A 21258-nucleotide genomic window follows, 5' to 3' on the forward strand; every position below is an offset into this window, starting at 1 on the left:
CCGCAAGGTCGGCGGGAACTTTCGTTTCGGAGGCGGAGTTGATCCGCATCAGAAACGATCAAGGGAGTTCCCGCCATGTCCGACGAACGCGTTGAGACCACCACCACCACGACCGGCGCCGCCACCCCCCACACGACCGTGATCGAGCGGCGCAGCGGCGGCGGCGGCACCGTGCTGATCGCGGTGGTACTGCTGATCGCGGTGCTCATCGGCGGCTATTTCCTGCTGCGCGCCAGCAACAACGACACGATCCAGACCGAAGCGGTCGCAGGCGCCGCCAAGAGCGTCGGCGACGCCGCCGATAAGGCCGGGAGCGCGATCGAAGGCGCTGCGGACGGCGAAACGAATTAAGACGCCGAAATGCCTCGCAGAGTCAGGGATATAGCATGATGGTGCCCCGGCGCAGGCCGGGGGCCAGTTGCGGTGCGCCAAGGTTGAGTGCGCACATCTCGGAAGCCTTTCCAACTGGACCCCGGCCTGCGCCGGGGTACGCGTTCTGCCGCAGGCTGGTTATCGCAGGCAGGCATCCAGTCCCTGGCGGCGGACGACGCCGATGCGGGTAGCGATGGTGTTGCCGTGGCGGCGGGTGAAGCCGTGCGGCGCCACCGCCGCGCGCTTCTTGGGCAGCGGCAGTACCGCGGCGATCCGCGCGGCTTCCGAAGGCGACAGCGTGTCGGCGCCGTGCTTGAAGTAGCGGCGCGCGCCGGCCTCGACGCCGTAGGTGCCGATCCCCGTCTCGGCGACGTTGAGGTAGACCTCCATGATCCGCCGCTTGCCCCAGATATTCTCGATCAGCAGCGTGAACCACGCCTCCAGCGCCTTGCGGGCATAGCCGCCGCCTTGCCACAGGAAGACGTTCTTGGCGGTCTGCTGGCTGATGGTCGAGCCGCCGCGGATGCGCCCGCCCTGTGCGTTGCGGCGGGCGGCGTCGGCGATCGCGTCCAGATCGAAACCGCTATGGCTGCAGAATTCCGAATCCTCCCCGGCGATGGCGGCGCGTGCCATGTCGGGATCGATGCGCGACAGCGACCGCCACGACTTGGTGACGCCATGGCCGGTGAACACGTCGCCCAGCATCGTCCAGGTGATCGGGACCGGCACGAAGCGGTAGATCACGGTCATCGCGACCGACAGCGCGACGAAGCCGAGGGCCAGCTTGAAGAGCCAGCCGATCAGGCGGCGGGGAAAGGAACGGGGTCGGGCTGCGGCAACCATGCCGGACAGCTAGAGCAGTTTGCGGCCGGCTTGAACCGTTGTGTTGTCGAAAACCCGGCCGAGGCGTCGCAGGTGCGGGGTGCAGGCGGGTGCGGTCACCCGCTCTTCCTTCTTCGTCATCCTGACGGAAGTCAGGATCCATTCGCGCTTCGCTTGGAATCTCAAGCGGTGCGGCAATGGATGCTGACTTTCGTCAGCATGACGGGGAGGGATGTGAAGGCGGACCCGGCAAGGATGGGCGCCGCGCCGCCCGCGCCGCCCGCGCCGCCCGCGCCGCTTATGCGGTCGCGAGCAGGCGCTTGTCGCCGGCGATGCGCATCATCGCCTTTTGCAGCTTCTCGAACGCACGCACCTCGATCTGGCGGACGCGCTCGCGGCTGACGCCGTAGACCTGGCTCAGTTCCTCCAGCGTCTTGGGATCGTCGGTCAGGCGGCGCTCGGTCAGGATGTGCTTCTCGCGGTCGTTCAGGTCGTCCATCGCCTCGACGAGCATGCCGTGACGGACGTCGGCCTCCTGCGCCTCGGCCACGACCGAATCCTGCAACGGGCCCTCGTCCGCCAGCCAATCCTGCCACTGGCTCTCGCCATCCTCGCGCATCGGCACGTTGAGCGACGTGTCACCGCCCATCGCCATGCGGCGGTTCATGGAGGTGACCTCGTCCTCGGTCACGCCCAGGTCGGTCGCAATCTTGGTGAGGTGCTCAGGGCTGAGATCGCCGTCCTCGAACGCGTCGAGCTTGGACTTCATCCGGCGCAGGTTGAAGAACAGCTTCTTCTGCGCGGCCGTGGTGCCCATCTTCACGAGCGACCAGCTGCGCAGGATGAACTCCTGGATCGAGGCGCGAATCCACCACATCGCATAGGTGGCGAGGCGGAAGCCCCGGTCGGGCTCGAACTTCTTGACGCCCTGCATAAGGCCGATGTTGCCTTCGGAGATCAGCTCGGACACGGGCAGGCCGTAGCCGCGATAGCCCATCGCGATCTTGGCCACGAGGCGCAGGTGGCTGGTCACCAGCTGTGCCGCCGCCTCGGTGTCGCCATGCTCCTGGAAGCGCTTGGCGAGCATATATTCCTGCTCGGGCGCCAGGATGGGAAACTTGCGGATTTCAGACAGGTAGCGGTTGAGGCTCGCTTCGCCGCCCAGTGCGGGAATCGTCGCGGGGACGTTGCTGCCGCTAGCCATGATCGCTTCTCCCTTGATGGACGCACGCCTTGCTCGAAGCGCGTGCGCCAAGCCTATACGTGAAGATGGTTCAACAGTTCCTGCATGTCTGCCGGAACTTCGCTTTCGAACGCTAAAGCGTGCCTTAGCACGGGATGGATGAACCCAAGATGTGCCGCGTGCAGCGCCTGGCGACGGAAACCCAGCGTTTCCAGCACCTGGCGGTGCTGCGGCCGCGCCCGGCCGTAGACCGGATCGCCGACCAGCGGATGGCCGATCGACGCCATGTGGACGCGCACCTGATGGGTGCGTCCGGTCTCCAGCCGGCATTCGACCAGTGCCGCCTCGCGCAACGGTCGCACCAGCGACCAGTGGGTCACCGCACGCTTGCCGCCCTGGACGATCGCGATCTTCTTGCGATTGGTCGACGAGCGCGCCAGCGGCGCGTCCACCGTGCCGCCGCCGGTCGTGGGCCGACCCGAGACGATCGCGCTGTAGCGGCGGTCGATCGAGTGCGCCTTGAACTGGCGCGCCAGTCCCTCGTGCGCCTGATCGTGCTTGGCGGCGACCAGCAACCCGGAGGTATCCTTGTCGATGCGGTGGACGATGCCCGGCCGCGCGACCCCGCCGATCCCGGACAGCTGCCCCGCGCAATGGTGGAGCAGCGCGTTGACCAGCGTGCCGTCGGGGTTGCCGGCGGCGGGATGGACGACGAGACCCGCGGGCTTGTCGACCACGATCAGATGCTCGTCCTCGAACACCACGGTCAGCGCGATCGCCTGCGCCTCGTTGTGCGCGGGTTCAGGTGCGGGAACGTGGACGTCGAACCGGTCGCCGGCGCGCGCCTTGCGCGACGGATCGCGCATCGCGCTGCCGTCTTCGCTCAGCACCTTGCCCGAGGAGATCAGCGCCTTCAGCCGCTCGCGCGACAGCGTCGGCACCGCGTGCGCGAGCGCGCGGTCGAGACGCCAGCCATCGGCTGCATCGGCGACATGCGCCGCAATGATGGAATCCCCCCGGTCCATTCTGTATCGTAGATGGGAATGACGCTGGAGATTGCAACGGGTCTCGCGCAGGCGATCCGCGCTGCGGCGGCGGCCTCGCCCGACCGCGAGGTCTGCGGGCTGCTGCTGGGCGCAGGCGGCCGCGTGACCGGGCTGCTGCCGGCCGACAACGTCGCCGCCGATCCTGCCGCCACGTTCGAGATCGACCCGCGTGCGCTGCTCGCCGCGCACCGTGCCGCGCGGGCGGGCGGGCCGGCGGTGCTGGGCCATTACCATTCGCATCCGCGCGGGCCGGTGCTGCCGTCGCGTACCGATGCGGAGTCGTCCCATGCCGACGGCACGCTGTGGATCATCGCCAATGCCGAGACGCTCGGCTGCTGGCGGGCGGTGGCCGAGGGACCGGTGGCGGGACGGTTCGTCGCGGTGGCGCTGCGCTTCGTCGGCTGAGGTTGCGGAGACGCGCCCGCAGCGTAAAAGGTGCGCGAAACGCCCATTTCCGATCGGATTTCCTCGATGCAGATCAGCGCCACCGACTTTGCGAGCCTGTTGTGCTCCCGGCTGTGCCACGATCTGCTCAGTCCGGTCGGCGCGCTCAACAACGGCCTCGAACTGCTCGCCGACGAGCAGGACCCGGCGATGCGCGCGCGCTGCCTGGAACTGCTGGCGGAGAGCGCACGCGCCTCGGCCAACAAGCTCAAGTTCTTCCGCCTCGCATTCGGCGCGGCAGGCGGGTTCGGAGACGTGGTCGACACGCGTGAGGCGCGGGCGGCGATCGAAGGGCTGTTCTCCGAGAACCACCGCGTCAAGCTGGGCTGGATGGTGTCGGAGCCGACGCTTCCCAAGCCGGCGATCAAGGCGTTACTCAACCTGGCGTTGATCGGCGGCGACGCGCTGGTTCGCGGCGGTCAGCTCGACATCGGCGCGGAGGCGAGCGGCCGCGGCATCGAGATCGTGGTGCGCGCCGAGGGACCGCGCATCGTGCTCGATCCCGAGCTGCGCAACGCGCTGTCGGGCGAGGGCGACGCCGGGCTGGCGCCGCGATCGGCGGCGGCGTTCCTGGCGCATGCGCTGGTGGAGCAGAGCGGCGGGACGCTCCAGGTGTCGCCGCCCGACGCGGGAGTGCTGCTGTTCGGGGCATCCTTCCCGTGGGGCTAACCCTCTCTTAACCGCTGCCCGCCATGACCCGCGCGGGAAAATAGGGGCGGCATGGACGATCTTCTCCAGGAGTTCATCGCAGAGACACGCGAGACGCTGGAGACCTTGTCCGGCGAAATCGTGGCGTGGGAAGCGGCGCCGCACGATCGCGCGCGGCTCGATGCCATTTTTCGCTTCGTCCACACCGTGAAGGGAAGCTGCGGCTTCCTCGACCTGCCGCGGCTCGAACGGCTGAGCCATGCTGCCGAGGATGTGCTGGCAGAGGTCCGCGCCGGCACGCGCACGCCCGATCGCGCGTTGGTCGACGCGGTCCTCGCGGTGGTCGACCGCATCGGGGCGCTGGTCGACGCGATCGACGCCGGCGTGGCACTGCCCGATGCGGGCGAAGACGCGCTGATCGCCGCGCTCGCTTTGGGCGGGACGCTGCCGGTGGCGCCGGCGCCCGCCAAGCCGCGCGGGCAGGCGCGCAGCGTCCGGCTGGGCGTCGATCTGCTCGATCGGATGATGAGCGGCATGTCCGACATGGTGCTCGCCCGCAACGAACTCGCGCGGGTGCTGCGCGAGGGAACGGTCGATCCGGTGATCGAGGCGGCGCTGGCGCGACTGTCGGTGTCGGTCGCCGACCTGCGCGACACGGTGACGCGCACCCGCATGCAGCGGATCGAGACGCTGTTCGCCGCGCTTCCCCGGATGGTGCGCGACACCGCGGCGGCACTGGGCAAGTCGGTGACGCTGACGCTGGAGGGCAGCGACGTCGAGGTCGACCGCGAGATGGTCGATGCGATGCGCGACCCGCTCGTCCACATGGTCCGCAACGCCATCGATCACGGTATCGAGAGCGCCGAAGAGCGCCGTGCGGCGGGCAAGCCGCTGGCGGGGCGGCTTACCGTCGCCGCGTGTCAGGCGGGCAACCAGGTCGTGCTGGAGATCTCCGACGACGGGCGCGGCATCGACGTCGAGCGGCTCGTCGCGAAGCTGGTCGCGGGGGGCTCGCGCAGCGCGGCGCAGCTCGCGGCGCTCGACGCCCGCCGCCGCGCCGAGCTGATCTTCGAGCCCGGACTGTCGGTACGCGACGCGGCGACCGTCATTTCCGGGCGCGGCGTCGGCATGGACGTGGTCCGCGCCGCCGTCGAGCAGATCGGTGGCCGGGTGCTGCTCGACAATCGGCCCGGCCAGGGACTGCACATCGAGATCCGCGCGCCGCTGACCCTGTCGATCGTCCCGGCGATCGTCGTGCGGGTCGGCGCCCAGCAGTTCGCGGTCCCGCGTCAGATCGTCGAGGAGATCGTCGCCGGCGCGCGCGCCGAGGTGCACATGGCCGAAGGCGTCGGCTCCGCGCGGGTGCGCGGCCGGGAGATGCCGTCGATCGATTTGGCGACGCTGCTGGACGTCGATCCGGACGGTCCGGTCGCGTCGATGTTGATCGTGATCGAGTTGCCGCAGGGCAGCTATGCGCTGGCCGTCGACGCGGTGGTCGACCATCAGGAGCTGGTGGTGAAGCCCGCGTCGCCGCCGATCATGGCGGCGGGCATCTATGCCGGCAAGACGCTGCCCGACAGCGGCCGGCCCATGCTGCTGCTCGACTGCGCGGGGATCGCCGCCGTCGCCGGAATCGCTTTCGAGCGGGCGGAAACCGAACTTCCTCGCGATCCGGTGGCGATTGCCGCGGAGGAGGGCGCCCCCGCGCTGGTGTTCGTCGACCTGGATGGGGTGCGGCGAGTGGTGCCGCTCGCTTCGGTCGATCGCGTCGAACGCCGTCCGGTCGACGCAATCGAACTGCGCGACGGTCGGCTGCGGCTGGCGCTCGACGGCGGGTGGGTGCCGGCGGAAGCGGTCGCGCCGATTGACGGCCTCACGGAACTGGCGATGCTTCGCCTCACCGACGGGCGCGACCAACTCGCCTATGCCGCCCGCGACGCCGGCGAGGTGGTGCACCTGCCCGACGCGATCGAGCCGGCGTGCCGCACCGGCCGCATCGCTGGGACGGTGCTGCTCGATCGCGCCGCGGTCGAGTTGATCGACGTCGAGTGGCTGCTTGCCCGCGATCGTCCGCATTCGCCGGCGGACCGTACGTCCGGGCCGGTATGCCTCGTGGCGGCGCCGGCCGATGGCCCGCTCGCGCGGCTGGTACGGCCGGTGCTGGAGGCGCAGGGCTATCGCGTGGTGGCGGGGCGTGCCGCGCCGGAAACGCCGGCGGTGGTGCTGATGACCGACACCGCGGCGTGCCGCTGTGCCGACGGGCCGGCGCCGGTCGTGCGGTTGCGCAGCGGGCCGGAGCCCGCCGGCCCCGACGACGCCAGCGTCTATCGTCACGACACCGGCGCGCTGCTCGCCGCCGTCGCCGATGCCGTGGGAGCGTCACAGTGAGCGAGCTCTATCTCGTCGCGCGGATCGCCGGCCAGGCCCTAGCGATTCCGTCCGACCATGTCGGCAGCGTGGTCGACGTGGCGGAGATCACGCCGGTGCCGCGGATGCCGCGGCACCTCCTGGGGCTGGCGGCGCTGCGCAGCCGCGTCGTGACGGTGATCGATACGCCGGTGCTGCTCGGGCTGGCGCACAGCTGCGCGGGCAACCCGCGCGCCGTGGTCGTCGACGGCGAGGGGCACAGCTACGCGCTGCTGGTCGACCGGGTGGAGGACGTGGTCGGCCTGGAGCGCTGCGCGCCCGGCGATGCGATCGAAGCTGCCTGGATGCGGGTCGCGCGCGGCAGCGTCGAGCGCGGCGGCACCCCGATCCCGGTGGTGGATCCGGCCGCCATCCTTGCGCTGCTCGTGGCGCCGCAAGGAAGCGTCTCGATTGATTAACCCGGCTGTGCGAGGTTGGCCGGGCAGGGGGGCTCGATGAAAAGCTGTTTGGTCGTCGACGATTCGAAGGTGATCCGCAAGGTCGCGCGCCACATCCTGGAGGCGCTGCGGTTCGAGGTGCGCGAGGCCGGCGACGGGCGCGAGGCGCTCGCCAGTTGCCTGGCGACGCCGCCCGACGTGATCCTGCTCGACTGGAACATGCCGGTGATGAGCGGCATGGATTTCCTGCGCGCGATGCACGACGCCGATCTGCCGCGGCGTCCCAAGGTGGTGTTCTGTACCACCGAGGGCGGCATGCCCTACATCCGCGCGGCGATCGAGGCGGGCGCCGACGAATATGTGATGAAGCCGTTCGATCGCGAGACGCTGGAGAGCAAGCTCCAGATCGTCGGCGTCGCCTGAGCGTCGCGCCGCAACGATCCACCGGTCCCGCCGCCCTCTACACCGTCCGCAGCTTGCCTTTGCCGCCGCGTCGCCGCATCGCTGCGCCATAGCTTGGGGACGCAGTGCATGGAGTTTATCGAACGGCCCTCGCCGAACTTCGACGATCGTTCGCTGCCGGTGACGATGCTGGTGCTCCACTATACGGGCATGCAGGACGCGGCCTCCGCGATCGCGCGGCTCGCCGATCCGGAAGCGAAGGTCTCGTGCCACTATCTGGTCGCCGAGGACGGCACCGTGGTGCGCATGGTCGACGAGGCGAAGCGCGCCTGGCACGCCGGCCGCTCGCACTGGCGCGGCGTCACCGACGTCAACTCGGCCTCCGTCGGGATCGAGATCGTCAATCCCGGTCACGAATGGGGCTATGTCCCGTTTCCCGACGAGCAGATCGATTCCGTCATCCGGCTGGTCGCCGACATCAAGCAGCGCCACGCGATCACCCGCGGCAACGTCGTCGGCCATTCGGACATCGCGCCGGCGCGCAAGCAGGACCCGGGCGAGCTGTTCCCCTGGGGGCAGCTCGCGCGGCTGCGGCTGGCGCTGCCGCGCCCCACCAAGAACCTGATGGACCCGCACTGGACCGACGGCGGCTTTCTGCTGGCGCTGGAGCGGTTCGGCTATGACGTGGCCGATCCGGCTGCGGCGGTCACCGCCTTCCAGCGGCGCTTCCGACCCGAGATGGTCGACGGAGAGATCGACGCCGAATGCCGCTGCCTGCTGCTGGCGCTGTTGCTGCCCAAGCCGCAGGGAGGCGATTGAGCGGGTTCCCCAGGCGACCAAGCTGCGCTAGGCGCATGCGCGTCAGAGGGTCGGGCGGCCGCGGCCCCGTTCGCGAGAACGGGGGCGAGGAAAGTCCGGGCTCCACGGAAACGACGGTGCCGGGTAACGCCCGGCGGGGGCGACCCCAGGGAAAGTGCCACAGAGAGCAAACGGCGACGGCTTCGGCCACGTCACGGTGAAAGGGTGCGGCAAGAGCGCACCGCGGGCCTGGTAACAGGAACGGCATGGCAAACCCCACCGGGAGCAAGACCGAATAGGGACGGCAGATGGGCCTCGTTCCGGCCCGTCGTCCGGGTTGGTTGCTGGAGGCGGCGCGCGAGCGTCGTCCTAGAGGAATGGTCGCCTATCCCGCCTCGCGCGGGTGGACAGAACCCGGCTTACAGACCCTCTGACGCTTTTCGCCTTTTGCTCGGAAGTAGAGAGGATCCTCTCGGTCACTCCGTGTCCCCGCGCAGGCGGGGACCCAGGGTCACGCAAACCCAGAATCGTGGGTGCTTGGAACCCTGGGCTCCCGCATGCGCGGGAGCACTCATAGGAGATGTGTCTATCCTCAAAAAAGTTGCACCGGCCCGCCGCGGCGCCCCAGGGACGACGGGGCAGGACGGACCGGCGCGCCGGATGCAGGAGGGGTTCGCATCCGGTAGCTCGTGGATCGCTCAGACCAGCACCGGCTCCGGCTTGGGCACCTCGGTCAGCGCGGTGGTCGAATCGATCTCCATCAGCGGCTTGATGAGCCCGTCGCGCAGGTCGTAGACCCAGCCGTGCAGGTACAGCGTCTGCCCGTCGGCGAAGGCGTTCTGTACCACCGAGGTCTGCGCCAGCCGGACGAGCTGGTCGCGGACGTTGAGCTCGACGAGGCGATTGGCGCGCTGGTCCTCGGGCAGCGCGTCGATCTCGTCGGCGTGGTCGCGATAGACCTGCTCGGCGGTCTGCAGCCACTTGCCGACATAGCCGGTGGTGCCGCCCGCCAGCGCCGCGTTGATCCCGCCGCAGCCGTGATGGCCGCAGATGATGATGTGCCGGACCTTGAGCACGGTGACCGCATATTCGAGCACCGACATCAGGTTGAGGTCGTCCTCGTTCACCAGATTGGCGACGTTGCGGTGGATGAACATGCCGCCCGGCGGGGTGTTGGTCAGCTGTCCGGCGGCGACGCGGCTGTCGGAACAGCCGATCCACAGGAACTCGGGCTGCTGGCCGGCGATCTGGCGCTCGAAATAGTCGGAGCGCTCTTCCAGCCGCTCCGCCGCCCACGCCTTGTTGGCGAGCAGCAGGTGCTTGTACTCTCTCATGCGAAGACGACCTCCTTGCGTGGCGCCTGGATCTTGGACACCGTCTTCTCGCCGACGTCGCCGCGCACGATCACCCCGATGTTGCGGAACTGCGCGTTCTTGGCGAAGGCGTTGATGATGTCGATGTTGTCGATGTCGACGTAGCTGGTCGCCGAAAGGTCGATCAGCACGTGGCAATCGTCCGGAACCTTCGCCAGCTCCTTCTGCAGCTCGTACTTGTGCATGAAGTAGAGGTTGCGGCGGGCGCGGATCATGCAGCTGTCGCCGTCTTGGACGAAGATGATCGCCGGGCGGAAATTGCGGCCGATCACGAAGACGAAGCCGACGACCAGGCCGATGACGATGCCCTGGAGGAGATCGGTAAACAGGATCGCGAGCACCGTGACCACGAACGGCACGAACTGCGTCCAGCCTTGCTTGAAGCGCTTGGTGAACAGCGACGGCTTGGTGAGCTTGTAGCCGGTCGCGATCAGCACCGCGGCGAGCGCCGACAGCGGGATCAGGTTGAGGATCGCCGGGATCAGCAGCACGCTCAGCAGCAGCCAGCAGCCGTGCAGGATCGTGGACAGCTGGCTGTTGGCGTTCGCGTCGACGTTGGCGGAGCTGCGGACGATCACCGAGGTGACGGGCAGGCCGCCGATCAGGCCGGCGACGATGTTGCCGCCGCCTTGGGCGAACAGCTCGCGGTTCTTGTCGGTGGTGCGGCGCTTCGGGTCGATCTCGTCGACCGCCTTGACCGACAGCAGCGATTCGAGGCTGGCGACGATCGCGAGGGTGATCGCGGTGGTCCACACCGCGCCGTTGCCGATCTGGCCGAAGTCGGGGGTGGTGAACAGCCCGACGAACTCGCCGAGTCCGGCGGCGATCGGCACGCTGACGAGGTGCGACTGCTGGACCTGGAGATTGGGGGCGACCACGCCGAACAGCGCGTTGATCGCCACCGCGCCGACCACGACCACCAGCGGGCCGGGGACGAAGCGCAGCGGGCCTTCCTTCGGCTTGGCATGGTCCCACCAGAACAGGAAGGCGAGCGAGACCGCGGCGATGATCGCGGCGCCCCACACGATCTGTTCGCGCAGCACGCCGCCGAGCGCGGTAAGCGTGTTCTGGCCGTCGACCTGGAGGAAGGTGAAGCTCCCTTCCGGGTCGCCGTCATAGCCGATCGCGTGCGGCAGCTGCTTGAGGATCAGGATCAGGCCGATCGCGGCCAGCATGCCGGTGATGACCGACGACGGCACGAATTCGCTGAGGATGCCGCCGCGCGAGAAGGAGAAGGCGAGCTGGATCACGCCCGCCAGCACCACCGCAAGCAGGAACGCTTCGTAGCTCGGCATGCGCTGGATCGCGTCGAGCACGATCACCGTCAGGCCGGCGGCGGGGCCGCTCACCGACAGCGGCGACTTGCTGAGCATGCCGACGACGATGCCGCCGACGATCCCGGAGATCAGGCCGGAGAACAGCGGCGCGCCCGAGGCGAGCGCGACGCCGAGGCACAGCGGCAGCGCGACGAGCGCCACCACGATCGAGGCGGGCACGTCCTGCCGCCAGCTGCTCGTGAATTTCGAAGCCAAGGACACCGCGTTCCCTTTTTCCTGGTCAGGTCGCGTCCGGGGACGCGTGCGGCGCAGCATATAAAACACCTGCCCGGGCGGAGGGCAGCGGTAAATAATTACGTTTTGTTTCCTGAACCCCCGGGTTGTGCGTGGCGGCAGGGGGGCTATCTGGAAAGCGATGGTCCGTTCAAGTCGATCCAACGATTGGGGATTTCCGCGCTGGCGCGGCTACGAAGCCGAGCGCCAGGCGACGCGCGTCCGGCTGTGCGACCGCCACGGCTGCGAAGCGCCCGGCGACCGGCCCGCGCCCAAGTCGCCCAACAATCCGGACCGCTGGTACTTCTGCGAAACGCACGCCGCCGAATACAACCGCAACTGGAACTACTTCGAGGGGCTCGACGAGGAAGAGGCCAAGCGGCGCGAGGCGAGCGAGCAGCGCACCGCCAGCGGCTATGCCAACGCCTCGCACTATGCCTGGGGCGGCTCCGGCGACGGCAGCCGCTCGCGCGACGAGATGCGCGCGCTCGAAGTGCTCGAGCTGGAGGTCGACGCGGAGTTCGAGGCGGTGCGCGCCGCCTGGCGCCGGCTCGCCAAGGCAAACCATCCGGACGTGCGGCCCGGCGACAAGGACGCCGCGACCCGCTTCCAGGCGATCCAGGCCGCGTACGAAGTGCTGCGCACAGCCGAGGAACGGCGGCAGTGGAAGCCCGCATGAAGCGGGCCCGCGCGCGCTGGTCGCGGGCGGTGCTGGTATGCGGCAAATGTTCGAAGAAGCTCGACGGCGGCTTCGGCCCCGACGGCGACCGGCCGCTCGCCAAGGCGCTGCGCAAGCGGCTCGGGCTCAAGAAGGGACCCAAGGCTGCCGCCGGGCTGGTCGAGACGCGCTGCCTGGGGCTGTGCCCCAAGCGGGCGGTGGCGGTGGTCGATGCCGCGCGACCCGAGGAATGGCTGGTCGTGCCGCCCGGCGCTGACCTCGATGCTCTGGCGGAGACGCTGGGGCTCGCCGCAGACCGGAGCGTCTGACGTCCAACCGCAGTTCTTGCACTGCTTTGCCTTGACGCTCGGCGTGTGCGGGGAAATGCTCGTCGCGACCCTGTTTGCGGAGGCTGCCCTTGCGCGTCGTTCTGTCCCTCGTCGCACTGACCGCGGCTGCATCCCCCGTTGCCGCGCAAGCGGATGGCGAGCGGAGCTACGAGGGCACCGCCGGACCTGCTCCGATCGTGCTTTCCCTGGCAGCGCCGGACTCCGGAAACCATGTCTCGGGCCGGTACTTCCGCCGATCCGACCGCCGCGACATCGAGCTGGAGGGCGAGCGTCGAGGCGATGCTCTGTCGTTTGATGCCGGAACCGAGGGCGACCGGCTCGACCTCCGAGTCCACGACGATGCACTGGTCGGTACCCTCACCACCGCCGGCAAGCGGCTGCCGGTGCGGCTGACGCGTGTCACCGTGGCGAAGGAGGTGCCCGCCGAGGCACCGGCCGACTTGTCACTGCACGAGAAGCTGCAACTGGCGGGCTTGCGCCTCGAAGCGGGCGCTGTCGAAACGATCGCCGGCAGGCGCGTGCGCTGGTTTCGCGAGGCGCAAAGCGGCGTCCGCCTGTTCCGGCTGGAGACCGGCTATGGGTCCGAACCGACGGTCGCGATCAACGCCGCGCTGGCGCAGAACCAATGGCGCGACGTCAGCGCGTCCTTCGGATGCACCCGCGTCGACGGTGGCCCCGGCATGGACGGCGCCGTTGCCGGCAACCCGTGGCTGAGCGACGAGTATGTGAGCTATCGCTGGCGGGCCGGCTGGGATTGCGGACACGCCAGCCAGCACGAGGTGACAGTCGACGGACACAGCTTCGACGCGCGTACCGGGCGCGAATTGACGCTGGATCAGGTGCTGCCGGTCGGCGGCGGTCCGGTCCCGCCCGAGGGCAGCGAGCGATGGTACCCATATCGCCGCGACGTCTTCGCGCCTGCCGTCACGGCCCTCCTGCGGCGCACCCACGCCGCCGAGATGAAACCGGTCGCTCCCGAAGACGACGCCTGTCCCTACGATGATCCGGAAGTCTGGGCGATGCCGGCCTGGCAGCTGACGCGCGAAGGCCTGTGGCTCGGCGCGCGCTTTCCGCGGGCAGCGGGGTTCTGCGACAATCCCGAATGGTCGGTGCTGCCCTGGTCCGCCCTCCAGGCCCGTCGGACGAGCGGCAAAGGCGCTGGCACGCGCTTCTAGGCAGACCCCGGTCTAGGCAAACCCGGGCGTGCAGGACCTTGACGCTGCACGTCGGCCGGGAAATTCTCGTCGCCCATCCTGTTTGCGGAGGCTGTCGTTGCGCATCGCTCTTCCCTTGGTTGCCATCGCCCTCGCGGCATCGCCCGCCGACGCCCAGTCCGGCACCGCCCGGAGCTACGAGGGGAGCGCGGGGTCGACGCAGATCGTGCTGACGCTGGAGGACGAGGGCACTGACGAGGAGGCTTGGGGCCGCTACTTCTATCGCTCCACCCGCCGCGACATCGCACTCCAGGGGACGCGAAGCGGAGACTCGCTAACCCTCGACGCGCGCTTCACCGGCGATCGTCTGCAACTGCGCCGACAGGGGGACACCCTCGTCGGCACGCTCACCACCGGCGCGAAGCGGCGCCTGCCGGTGCGACTTACGCGGGTTACGACCGCCGCGGGGGTGCCGGCCGAGGCGACCACCGACCTGTCGCTGCACGAGAAGCTCCAGCTGGCCGGGCTGCGCTTCGAGCCGGGGGCGACCGAGGTGATCGACGGCAAGCCGATCCGCTGGCTCAGCGAGGCGAAGAGCGGCGTGCGGCTGTTCCGGCTGGCAGGCGGCTATCCCGCGCAACCGATGGCGGCGATGAACGCCGCGCTCGCGCGCAACCAGTGGCGCGACGTCCGCCACTCGCTTGCTTGTACCAGTTCGGACGGCGGTGCCGGCGTGATCCAAGACGTCGAGGGGAAGCCCTGGCTCACAGCCGAGTACGTCAGTTACCGCGTGGAGGCCGCCTGGGACTGCGCGGGGGCTGCGCATCCCGACTTCGGCGTCTCCGGATATAGCTTCGACGCGCGCAGCGGGCGCGAACTGCGCCTCGACGAGGTGCTGCCGGCGGGCACGCAGCCTGTTCCGGCCGAGAGCAGCGATGGCTGGTACGCCTATCGCTCCGAGGTGTTCGCACCGGCCGTCGTGACGCTGCTGCGGCGCACGCACGCCGCCGAGATGAAGCCGGTCGATCCGGAGGGCGAGGACTGCAACTATTCGGATCCGGAGGTGTGGTCGTTTCCCAGCTGGCAACTGACCCGCGACGGGCTGTGGCTCGGCGCCAGCTTCGCGCGGGTACAGCGGGTGTGCGACAACCCCGACTGGTCGGTGATCCCCTGGTCTGCGCTCAAGAAGCCGGCGCCCGCCGCGCGCTGAGGCGCCCCGTGCTCTTGCGCAGGCAGGAGTCCATGGTTCCGCAAACCAGCCATCGATCCGCCTCGCCTCCTAGGCTGCCGCCTTTGTGAGATCTCCGGGCAGCGCATCCGCCTCCATTGCCATCCTGGCGAACGTCAGGATTCCCGGCCGCAGCGCTGGAGCCACGGGCGTTGCGCGTATGGATGCTGACCTTCGTCAGCAATGACGGGGAAAGGCTTTTGCCAGGGCCGGCGCGCGCGAGAACGCCGGTCGCGTCAGCCGGCGTAGCGTTCGGCTTCGTGGCGGATCAGCGCGATCATGTTGGGGATGCCCTGCGTCCGGTTCGAACTCAGCTGCTTGGTGAGGTCGAACGGTGCCAGCGCGGCCGGGATGTCGATCGCGAGGATCGCGTCCGGTGCCCGGTCCTGCACCGCCGTCAGCACCAGCGCGATGATCCCCTTGGTGATCGCGGCGTTGCTGTCGGCGAGGAAGTGGAGCGTCCCGTCGTCGCGGCGGGTGGGATAGACCCACACCGAGGCTGAGCAGCCGCGCACCAGCGTCGCATCGGTCTTGAGCGCGTCGGGCATCGCCTCCAGCCCGCGCCCCAGTTCGATCAGCAGGCGATAGCGGTCGTCGGGATCGAGGAAGCTATGTTCTTCGAGGAGGTCGTCGAGGGACTGCATGGCCCGCGCGGTAGCAGCTGGCGGCGGCCGGCAAAAGGCCGCCGTGCCTCCGCCGTCAGAGGTCGACGCCGGCGGCGATCGCCTCGAGCTTGCGGATGCGTTCGCGCAGGTCGGCAAGCTCGATGCGGGTGCCGGCATTGCCGAGCGCCGCGCCGTCGGGTCGATCGCCCTGCGACAGCTCCTGACGCTTGAACGCCAGCCAGCCGCGCCAGCCGGCCAGGGCGGCGGTGGTGGTCATCGCCACCGCGCCGAGGCTGGCGGCGGCGAGGACGAGGGGAAGGGTGAGGTCGGTCATGACGCTACTCCCGGGGGTTCAGTTCAGCGGCGGCTGGTCGCGCAGCCGCTCGATCTCGTCGGACAGATCGAGCCCGCGGTCGGTCACGATGCGTTCGAGCACGCGCACGCGCTGCTCCAGCCGCTCCGTCTGCGCCGCATATTGCGCCGCCTTTTCCGCGAGCTTGTTGGCCTCGATCTCCAGCGCGCGCTCGCGATGCTTGAGCCAGGGCTTCACCAAAGTGCCGCTCAGGATCGCGACGATCGGGATCATCAGCGCGAGAACGGGGACGAGAATGGGGCTCATATCGGGTCCTTTCAGTTCGCGCGGTCGCGCAGCTGGTCGATCTCGCGCGAGAGCAGGGCGCCGCCGTCGGTGACGATGCGCTCGACATTGGCGAGACGATCCTTGATCGAGCCGAGTTCGGCGCGGAGCTGGGCGTTCTCCTGGCTCAGCAGGCGAACGCGCTCGACCGTCTCATCGTTGTTCTTGGGATAAACCGCCTGGCCCCAGGCGCCATCCAGCGGATAGCCGTTCTTGATCCGCATCCAGGTGGTGAGGACCCATCCGCCGATGGCGGCGAGACCGACCAGCACCGCGACGGGAGCGAAATCTGCAAAGGGAAACATGGTGTGTCCTTTCGGCTCGGCTTCAGCGTAGCGCCTCGATCTCGCGGGCGGTGCGGGCGGCGGGATCGGTGGCGATGCGTTCGAGCACTGCGATCCGCTCCTCCAGCCGGCCGATCTTGCCCGTGAGGCGCTCGTTCTCGTTGGTGAGCAGCACGATCTTGCGATCGGCGTCGGGATCGTCCTTGCGGCTCACCCCCGACCACTCGTTTTCCACCGGGTAGCCGTGGCGCGCACGGATCCAGGTGTTGATCACCATTGCCACCGTTGACATCGCGATCAGGGCGATGACGAAACCCGGTCCACTCCAGCTCATGCTACTTCCCTCCCTGTTGAATGCCCCGCGATTGGCTCAGCGCAGGCTGTCGATCTCGTCGGCCAGACGCGTGTTGCGGCTGGTGTAGAACATCTCGATGTCGGCCAGCCGCCGGTCGATGTCGCGAAAGGTCGAGCGAATCTCCGCGGTCGAGCGCTTCGGGTTCGATCGCACGCCCTGCCAGAACTTCGCGTCCTCCTCGCTGTCGTACAGGCCGATCGGCTTCTTGGGCGCCATCCAGGCGATCATGAAATAGGCGATGACCGTCCAGGGGAAGCCGCCCGCCAGCGTCAGCAGCACGGCGCCGATGCGGATCCACATGGTCTCGACACCGGTATAGTCCGCGATGCCGGAGCACACGCCCGACCATTTCGCATTCTGCTTGTCGAGATAGAATTTGGTGCGTTGCGCGGTCATCTCAGTTCCTCCGGGAATAGTCGATCTCGCGGTCCGCCGCGATCGGCGCGGCGGGGCGGAAGTCGGGGTTGTCGGCGGCGACGATGCGTTCGATCGTCTGGAGGCGCTCCTCCAGCCGGCGGGCGGTGAAGTGCATCTCGTCGAGCAGCTTCTCGTCCTCGCCGGTCAGCGTCGGCGCCTGCTTCCACCGCGTGATGTAGTGCAGGATCAGCCACGGCAGCCCGATGAACAGCGTGACGATCGGCACCGCGATGGAGATGAAATCGTTCATCTCAGCCCTCCTTGTTCAGGCGTGCCTTCAGGGCCGCCAGCTCGGCGTCGATCTTGTCGGCCGACTGGAGCTCGGCGATTTCCTCTTCCAGCGTCTTCACCTGGCCCATGCCCAGCGCGTCGGCGCGGCCCTCGGCCAGATCGGCGCGGCGCTCGAGCACGTCGAAGCGGCTGAACGCCTCGTTGGTCTTGGCGCCGGCGTACATCTCGCGCAGGCGGCTGCGGTTGTTGGCGCTCTCCAGCCGGGTCGCGATCGCGTTCTGGCGGGTACGGGCCTCGCGCAGCTTGTTCTGCAGCTTGGCGATGTCCGCCTCCGAGGAGCGCAGCGCGTCGTCGAGCACGCCGATCTCGGCGGTGAGCTGCTCGGCCATGTCGGCGGCCTTCTTGCGCTCGACCAGCGCCGCCTTGGCCAGGTCCTCGCGGTCTTTGGACAGCGCCAGCTCGGCCTTTTCGGTCCAGCTGTCCTGCAGCGTCTGCAGCTTGGTGATGTGGCGGCGCATCTCCTTCTGATCGGCGATGGTGCGCGCGGCGGAAGCCCGAACCTCGACCAGCGTCTCCTCCATCTCCAGGATGATCATGCGGATCATCTTGGAGGGATCTTCCGCCTTGTCGAGCAGATCGGTGACGTTGGCGGCGATGATGTCTCGGGTGCGGGAAAAGATACCCATTGCGGACTCCTGTGGTTGTTCTGGTTGGGCCGAGGCGAGGGGGAACCTGCGCCCCGGCCCGCCGCCGGTCACGCGATCGCGGGACCTGCGGATGCGGGGAAGCTCGGGACCGGGCCGGTGCTGGTGGTCGCCGCCAGCGTGACGGTGCTGACAAGCAGGGCGGCGACGAGGCTGGCGAGGGTCCGGCCGAGGTTCGAAGCGGTGTAGGTCGTCATGGTGGTTCTCCCTGAACCTTGAAGTGGCTGCCCGATTGCCGGGCTTGCTCCTAGCATTGCACGCCCCGTGCCAGTTTCAGGAGTGGCGGAAATCCGCGGTTTTCTGCAGATGGCTGGCCCGCCCGCAACAAAGTCGTTGCTAGCTATTGGTGAAATGCGCCAAGTTTGTGGAATGGAGCGCACCACCCAGGTCATCGGCCAATCCACCGCCTTTCTCGACGCGCTCGAACGCGCCAGCCGCGCCGCCGCGCTCGACCGGCCCGTGCTGGTGATCGGCGAGCGCGGCACCGGCAAGGAGTTGGTCGCCGAGCGCCTCCACCGCCTCAGTCCGCGCTGGGACCAGCCGCTGGTGGTGATGAACTGCGCGGCGCTGCCCGAGACGCTGATCGAGGCCGAACTGTTCGGACACGAGGCGGGCGCCTTCACCGGCGCGACCAAGGCGCGGGCGGGGCGGTTCGAGGAGGCGCACGGCGGCACGCTGTTCCTCGACGAGCTCGGCACGCTGGCGATGGCGGCGCAGGACCGGCTGCTGCGCGCGGTCGAATATGGCGAGGTAACGCGAATCGGATCGTCGCGGCCGCTGACCGTCGACGTCCGCATCGTCGCGGCGACCAACGAGCATCTTCCCGACCGCGTGGCCCAGGGCACGTTCCGCGCCGACCTGCTCGACCGGCTGTCGTTCGAGGTGCTGACGCTGCCTCCCCTGCGGGCGCGTGCCGGCGACATCCCGGTGCTCGCCGACTTCTTCGGCCGCCGCATGGCCGCAGAGATCGGGCGCGAGGTGTGGCCTGGCTTCGGTCCTGCCGCGCTTGACGCGCTCGCCAGCCACCCCTGGCCCGGTAACGTGCGCGAACTGCGCAACGTCGTTGAGCGTGCGGTCTATCGCTGGGAGCAGCCGGGGCCGATCGACGCGATCGAGATCGATCCCTTCGCTTCGCCGCACCGGCCGCGCAACACCGCGCCGGTTCCGCAGGCCGCCGCAGCCGCCAGCCCGGAGCCTGCGGAGCCGGCGGCCGCGCCCGTGCCGCAGGACTTCGAGCCGGCGGACTTCAAGACCCGCGTCAGCCGCTTCGAGCGTGAGCTGCTGTCGCGCGCACTGGCGGAAAACCGCTTCAACCAGCGCACCACTGCCGAGGCGCTGGGACTGAGCTACGACCAGCTGCGCCACGCGCTGCGGCGGCACCAGTTGCTGGGGCAGGGCGGGGGCTGAGTTTCCGGCGATCCGAGGTTGCGCACGCTGCGCCGCGGCTTACCTAGAACGCGACCGTAACGACCGGACCCTTCCGGCCGCGCCCGCGTTCGCATTGCAAACCCACATAAGGAGGAACCGTCATGGCTTTCGAACTCCCCCCGCTGCCCTACGCCTACGATGCGCTGGAGCCGACGATCGACAAGGAGACGATGACGCTCCACCACGACAAGCACCACAAGGCGTACACCGACAAGCTCAACGAGGCGGTCAGCGAGGACCCGAGCCTGGAAGGCAAGACGATCGAGGAGATCCTGGCCGACATGTCGGGTGCGCCGGCCAAGCTGCGCAACAACGGCGGCGGCTATTGGAACCACGACTTCTTCTGGAAGACGATGAAGGGCGGCGGTTCGGAGCCGAGCGGTGCGCTCAAGGATGCGATTGACGCCAAGTTCGGCTCGGTCGACGCGTTCAAGGAGCAGTTCAACACCGCCGGCGCCAACCAGTTCGGCTCGGGCTGGGCGTGGCTGATCGTCGGCGAGGACGGCGAGCTCGCGATCACCTCGACCCCCAACCAGGACAATCCGCTGATGGACGTCGCCCCGGTCAAGGGCACGCCGATCCTGGGCAACGACGTGTGGGAGCACGCCTATTACATCAGCTACCGCAACGCGCGGCCCGAGTATCTGAAGGCCTGGTGGAACGTCGTCGACTGGGGCGTCGCCAACCAGCGTTACGAAGCGGCAAAGCGCTGAGCCGGGAGGCGGGGAGGAAACTTCCCGCCTTTTTCTTTGGGCCGGCTGCGAGGGATTTGCGTCGCGGCCGGCTTGTATGTTGCCGCGGCGCTTCCTACATTGCCGAGGCTACAGTCGCATATTGACGGTTTTCGGCGCTTTGCGGCTCCTGCTTCCTTCTTTCCCTGTGTTGAGCACCAGTGCTCCCGACACGCGGGAGCGCGCATCAGAAGGAAATCCGCATGAGCATTCTCGGCACCGTCAAGTTCTTCAACGCCGACAAGGGCTATGGCTTCATCGCCCCCGACAACGGCGGCAACGACGCCTTCGTCCACATCACCGCCGTCGAGCGCGCGGGGATGATCACCCTCAACCAGAACCAGCGCGTCTCGTACGAGCTGGAAGAGGATCGCCGCGGCAAGATGGCTGCGGTCAATCTTCAGCCGGCCGACTGAGCCGGACGGACTCTCGGCGGCGTCATCCCGGCGCCGCCGACACTTTTCGGGAGACTGCCAGTGGCGCAACTGAGCTTTCGCGACCACGCCGCACAGGCCCATGCCGACGCCGAGGCCGCCACGCTGGACAACGTCCGCGACCGCTGCCTGCGCGCCGAGGCGGCCTGGATGGCGATGGCCGAGCGCCAGGAGCGCGTCGACCGGCTCCGCGCCGACCGCGACGCTACGGCGGCTCCCGAACCCCATGTACAGGAACACGAGTGACGCTTTCGATCTACAAACAGAACACCCACTTCCCCACGCCCCGAGCCGCCGCTTCCGCGGCGCACCGCCCGTCGGCAGTCGACCGCGAGATGCAGGCGATCGCCCGCGCCGCGGTCCGCGAAGTGCTCGGATGAACCAGAGGTGCGCCGTTTCCGGTGCGCCTTTTTGTTTGCGCGGACGGTCGGTCCAGAGCGGCCGTCATCCTGACGAAAGTCAGGATCCATTGCCGCTCCGCTGCTGGCTTCAGGCGGTGCGCGAATGGATGCCCCGAGTTCACAAACGAAGTGCAACACCAGGTTGAGGTGTTGCGATGGGAACCAGGTACCGACAGCTCTCGTATGCGGAACGGTGTGC

General features: G+C 68.6%; 30 protein-coding genes and 1 other RNA gene. 17 read left to right on the forward strand and 14 right to left on the reverse strand.

Going from position 1 to position 21258, the window contains the following annotated elements; all coding sequences use genetic code 11:
• The first annotated feature begins 75 nt into the window (after positions 1 to 75).
• Complete coding sequence (locus ACBY01_RS11510) at positions 76 to 351, forward strand: hypothetical protein (RefSeq protein WP_416460995.1); 276 nt, start codon at positions 76 to 78, stop codon at positions 349 to 351.
• A gap of 159 nt (positions 352 to 510) precedes the next feature.
• Here the strand turns inward: ACBY01_RS11510 and mtgA are convergent, their stop codons facing one another.
• The 3 genes from mtgA to ACBY01_RS11525 form a co-directional block, all read right to left on the reverse strand.
• Entirely contained in the window at positions 511 to 1215 is a 705-nt protein-coding gene (gene mtgA, locus ACBY01_RS11515) for a monofunctional biosynthetic peptidoglycan transglycosylase (RefSeq protein WP_416460996.1), read from the reverse strand.
• A gap of 277 nt (positions 1216 to 1492) precedes the next feature.
• Positions 1493 to 2398 carry an RNA polymerase sigma factor RpoH gene (rpoH, locus tag ACBY01_RS11520; protein ID WP_416460997.1) on the reverse strand — a complete coding sequence of 302 codons (906 nt, stop codon included), beginning with the start codon at positions 2396 to 2398 and terminating at the stop codon, positions 1493 to 1495.
• 53 nt (positions 2399 to 2451) lie between these two features.
• The gene (locus ACBY01_RS11525; RefSeq protein ID WP_416460998.1) at positions 2452 to 3402 is read right to left on the reverse strand and encodes an RluA family pseudouridine synthase; all 951 of its coding nucleotides are present in this window, start codon (positions 3400 to 3402) and stop codon (positions 2452 to 2454) included.
• Between the two features lie 18 nt (positions 3403 to 3420).
• On the opposite strand from ACBY01_RS11525, the gene ACBY01_RS11530 reads away from it, so the two are divergent.
• The 7 genes from ACBY01_RS11530 (at position 3421) to rnpB (ending at position 8957) form a co-directional block, all read left to right on the forward strand.
• The gene (locus ACBY01_RS11530; protein ID WP_416460999.1) at positions 3421 to 3828 is read left to right on the forward strand and encodes a M67 family metallopeptidase; all 408 of its coding nucleotides are present in this window, start codon (positions 3421 to 3423) and stop codon (positions 3826 to 3828) included.
• Between the two features lie 66 nt (positions 3829 to 3894).
• Positions 3895 to 4536, forward strand: coding sequence for a histidine phosphotransferase family protein (locus tag ACBY01_RS11535; protein WP_416461000.1), 642 nt, complete (start codon positions 3895 to 3897; stop codon positions 4534 to 4536).
• Between the two features lie 51 nt (positions 4537 to 4587).
• A complete protein-coding gene (locus ACBY01_RS11540; protein ID WP_416461002.1) occupies positions 4588 to 6903 on the forward strand; it encodes a chemotaxis protein CheA in 2316 nt (771 codons plus the stop codon).
• Entirely contained in the window at positions 6900 to 7340 is a 441-nt protein-coding gene (locus ACBY01_RS11545) for a chemotaxis protein CheW (protein WP_416461003.1), read from the forward strand. Before ACBY01_RS11540 ends, ACBY01_RS11545 begins: the two co-directional genes overlap by 4 nt.
• 36 nt (positions 7341 to 7376) lie before the next feature.
• Positions 7377 to 7742 (forward strand): response regulator, encoded by a 366-nt coding sequence (locus tag ACBY01_RS11550; RefSeq protein ID WP_416461004.1) that lies wholly within the window; start codon positions 7377 to 7379, stop codon positions 7740 to 7742.
• A 108-nt stretch (positions 7743 to 7850) separates the two neighbouring features.
• A complete protein-coding gene (locus tag ACBY01_RS11555) occupies positions 7851 to 8540 on the forward strand; it encodes an N-acetylmuramoyl-L-alanine amidase (protein WP_416461005.1) in 690 nt (229 codons plus the stop codon).
• A gap of 42 nt (positions 8541 to 8582) precedes the next feature.
• Positions 8583 to 8957: RNase P RNA component class A (rnpB, locus tag ACBY01_RS11560), an RNA gene on the forward strand.
• Positions 8958 to 9217: 260 nt separating this feature from the next.
• Here rnpB and ACBY01_RS11565 read toward each other — a convergent pair.
• Together ACBY01_RS11565 and ACBY01_RS11570 are read right to left on the reverse strand one after the other, a co-directional pair.
• A complete protein-coding gene (locus ACBY01_RS11565; protein WP_416461006.1) occupies positions 9218 to 9853 on the reverse strand; it encodes a carbonic anhydrase in 636 nt (211 codons plus the stop codon).
• The gene (locus ACBY01_RS11570; RefSeq protein WP_416461007.1) at positions 9850 to 11430 is read right to left on the reverse strand and encodes a SulP family inorganic anion transporter; all 1581 of its coding nucleotides are present in this window, start codon (positions 11428 to 11430) and stop codon (positions 9850 to 9852) included. The genes ACBY01_RS11565 and ACBY01_RS11570 overlap by 4 nt, the downstream gene beginning before the upstream one ends.
• A 154-nt stretch (positions 11431 to 11584) precedes the next feature.
• Here ACBY01_RS11570 and ACBY01_RS11575 point away from each other — a divergent pair, with 154 nt between their 5' ends.
• The 4 genes from ACBY01_RS11575 (at position 11585) to ACBY01_RS11590 (ending at position 14814) form a co-directional block, all read left to right on the forward strand.
• Entirely contained in the window at positions 11585 to 12121 is a 537-nt protein-coding gene (locus ACBY01_RS11575; RefSeq protein WP_416461008.1) for a J domain-containing protein, read from the forward strand.
• Positions 12118 to 12429 (forward strand): (2Fe-2S) ferredoxin domain-containing protein, encoded by a 312-nt coding sequence (locus ACBY01_RS11580; RefSeq protein ID WP_416461009.1) that lies wholly within the window; start codon positions 12118 to 12120, stop codon positions 12427 to 12429. The genes ACBY01_RS11575 and ACBY01_RS11580 overlap by 4 nt, the downstream gene beginning before the upstream one ends.
• Before the next feature lie 89 nt (positions 12430 to 12518).
• Positions 12519 to 13625 (forward strand): hypothetical protein, encoded by a 1107-nt coding sequence (locus ACBY01_RS11585; protein ID WP_416461010.1) that lies wholly within the window; start codon positions 12519 to 12521, stop codon positions 13623 to 13625.
• Positions 13626 to 13740: 115 nt separating this feature from the next.
• Complete coding sequence (locus tag ACBY01_RS11590) at positions 13741 to 14814, forward strand: hypothetical protein (RefSeq protein WP_416461011.1); 1074 nt, start codon at positions 13741 to 13743, stop codon at positions 14812 to 14814.
• Positions 14815 to 15068: 254 nt separating this feature from the next.
• On the opposite strand, the gene ACBY01_RS11595 is transcribed toward ACBY01_RS11590, so the two are convergent.
• From ACBY01_RS11595 to ACBY01_RS11635, 9 genes are all read right to left on the reverse strand, one after another.
• On the reverse strand, positions 15069 to 15476 hold the full coding sequence (locus tag ACBY01_RS11595; protein WP_416461012.1) for a SufE family protein: 408 nt from the start codon (positions 15474 to 15476) through the stop codon (positions 15069 to 15071).
• A gap of 55 nt (positions 15477 to 15531) precedes the next feature.
• Complete coding sequence (locus ACBY01_RS11600; RefSeq protein ID WP_416461013.1) at positions 15532 to 15771, reverse strand: hypothetical protein; 240 nt, start codon at positions 15769 to 15771, stop codon at positions 15532 to 15534.
• A gap of 18 nt (positions 15772 to 15789) precedes the next feature.
• Positions 15790 to 16056, reverse strand: coding sequence for a phage holin family protein (locus ACBY01_RS11605; RefSeq protein ID WP_416461014.1), 267 nt, complete (start codon positions 16054 to 16056; stop codon positions 15790 to 15792).
• 11 nt (positions 16057 to 16067) lie between these two features.
• Positions 16068 to 16379: a hypothetical protein gene (locus ACBY01_RS11610; RefSeq protein ID WP_416461015.1), complete on the reverse strand. Its 312-nt coding sequence runs from the start codon at positions 16377 to 16379 to the stop codon at positions 16068 to 16070.
• A gap of 22 nt (positions 16380 to 16401) precedes the next feature.
• A complete protein-coding gene (locus ACBY01_RS11615; protein WP_416461016.1) occupies positions 16402 to 16692 on the reverse strand; it encodes a hypothetical protein in 291 nt (96 codons plus the stop codon).
• A gap of 36 nt (positions 16693 to 16728) precedes the next feature.
• Positions 16729 to 17109 carry an envelope stress response membrane protein PspC gene (gene pspC / locus ACBY01_RS11620; protein WP_416461017.1) on the reverse strand — a complete coding sequence of 127 codons (381 nt, stop codon included), beginning with the start codon at positions 17107 to 17109 and terminating at the stop codon, positions 16729 to 16731.
• 1 nt (position 17110) lies between these two features.
• On the reverse strand, positions 17111 to 17380 hold the full coding sequence (gene pspB / locus ACBY01_RS11625) for an envelope stress response membrane protein PspB (RefSeq protein WP_416461018.1): 270 nt from the start codon (positions 17378 to 17380) through the stop codon (positions 17111 to 17113).
• Between the two features lies 1 nt (position 17381).
• On the reverse strand, positions 17382 to 18047 hold the full coding sequence (gene pspA / locus ACBY01_RS11630) for a phage shock protein PspA (RefSeq protein ID WP_416461019.1): 666 nt from the start codon (positions 18045 to 18047) through the stop codon (positions 17382 to 17384).
• Positions 18048 to 18115: 68 nt separating this feature from the next.
• Entirely contained in the window at positions 18116 to 18262 is a 147-nt protein-coding gene (locus ACBY01_RS11635; protein ID WP_416461020.1) for a hypothetical protein, read from the reverse strand.
• Positions 18263 to 18434: 172 nt separating this feature from the next.
• Here ACBY01_RS11635 and pspF point away from each other — a divergent pair, with 172 nt between their 5' ends.
• The 5 genes from pspF to ACBY01_RS11660 all read left to right on the forward strand — a co-directional run bounded on the left by pspF (position 18435) and on the right by ACBY01_RS11660 (position 21038).
• Positions 18435 to 19472 (forward strand): phage shock protein operon transcriptional activator, encoded by a 1038-nt coding sequence (pspF, locus tag ACBY01_RS11640; RefSeq protein ID WP_416461021.1) that lies wholly within the window; start codon positions 18435 to 18437, stop codon positions 19470 to 19472.
• Between the two features lie 122 nt (positions 19473 to 19594).
• On the forward strand, positions 19595 to 20206 hold the full coding sequence (locus tag ACBY01_RS11645) for a superoxide dismutase (protein ID WP_416461022.1): 612 nt from the start codon (positions 19595 to 19597) through the stop codon (positions 20204 to 20206).
• Positions 20207 to 20427: 221 nt separating this feature from the next.
• A complete protein-coding gene (locus tag ACBY01_RS11650; RefSeq protein WP_416461023.1) occupies positions 20428 to 20640 on the forward strand; it encodes a cold-shock protein in 213 nt (70 codons plus the stop codon).
• Positions 20641 to 20700: 60 nt separating this feature from the next.
• On the forward strand, positions 20701 to 20904 hold the full coding sequence (locus ACBY01_RS11655; RefSeq protein ID WP_416461024.1) for a hypothetical protein: 204 nt from the start codon (positions 20701 to 20703) through the stop codon (positions 20902 to 20904).
• A complete protein-coding gene (locus ACBY01_RS11660) occupies positions 20901 to 21038 on the forward strand; it encodes a hypothetical protein (RefSeq protein ID WP_416461026.1) in 138 nt (45 codons plus the stop codon). Before ACBY01_RS11655 ends, ACBY01_RS11660 begins: the two co-directional genes overlap by 4 nt.
• Positions 21039 to 21258 lie beyond the last annotated feature (220 nt).

It is taken from the genome of Sphingomonas mangrovi, assembly GCF_047975845.1.
GTDB lineage: Bacteria > Pseudomonadota > Alphaproteobacteria > Sphingomonadales > Sphingomonadaceae > Sphingomonas.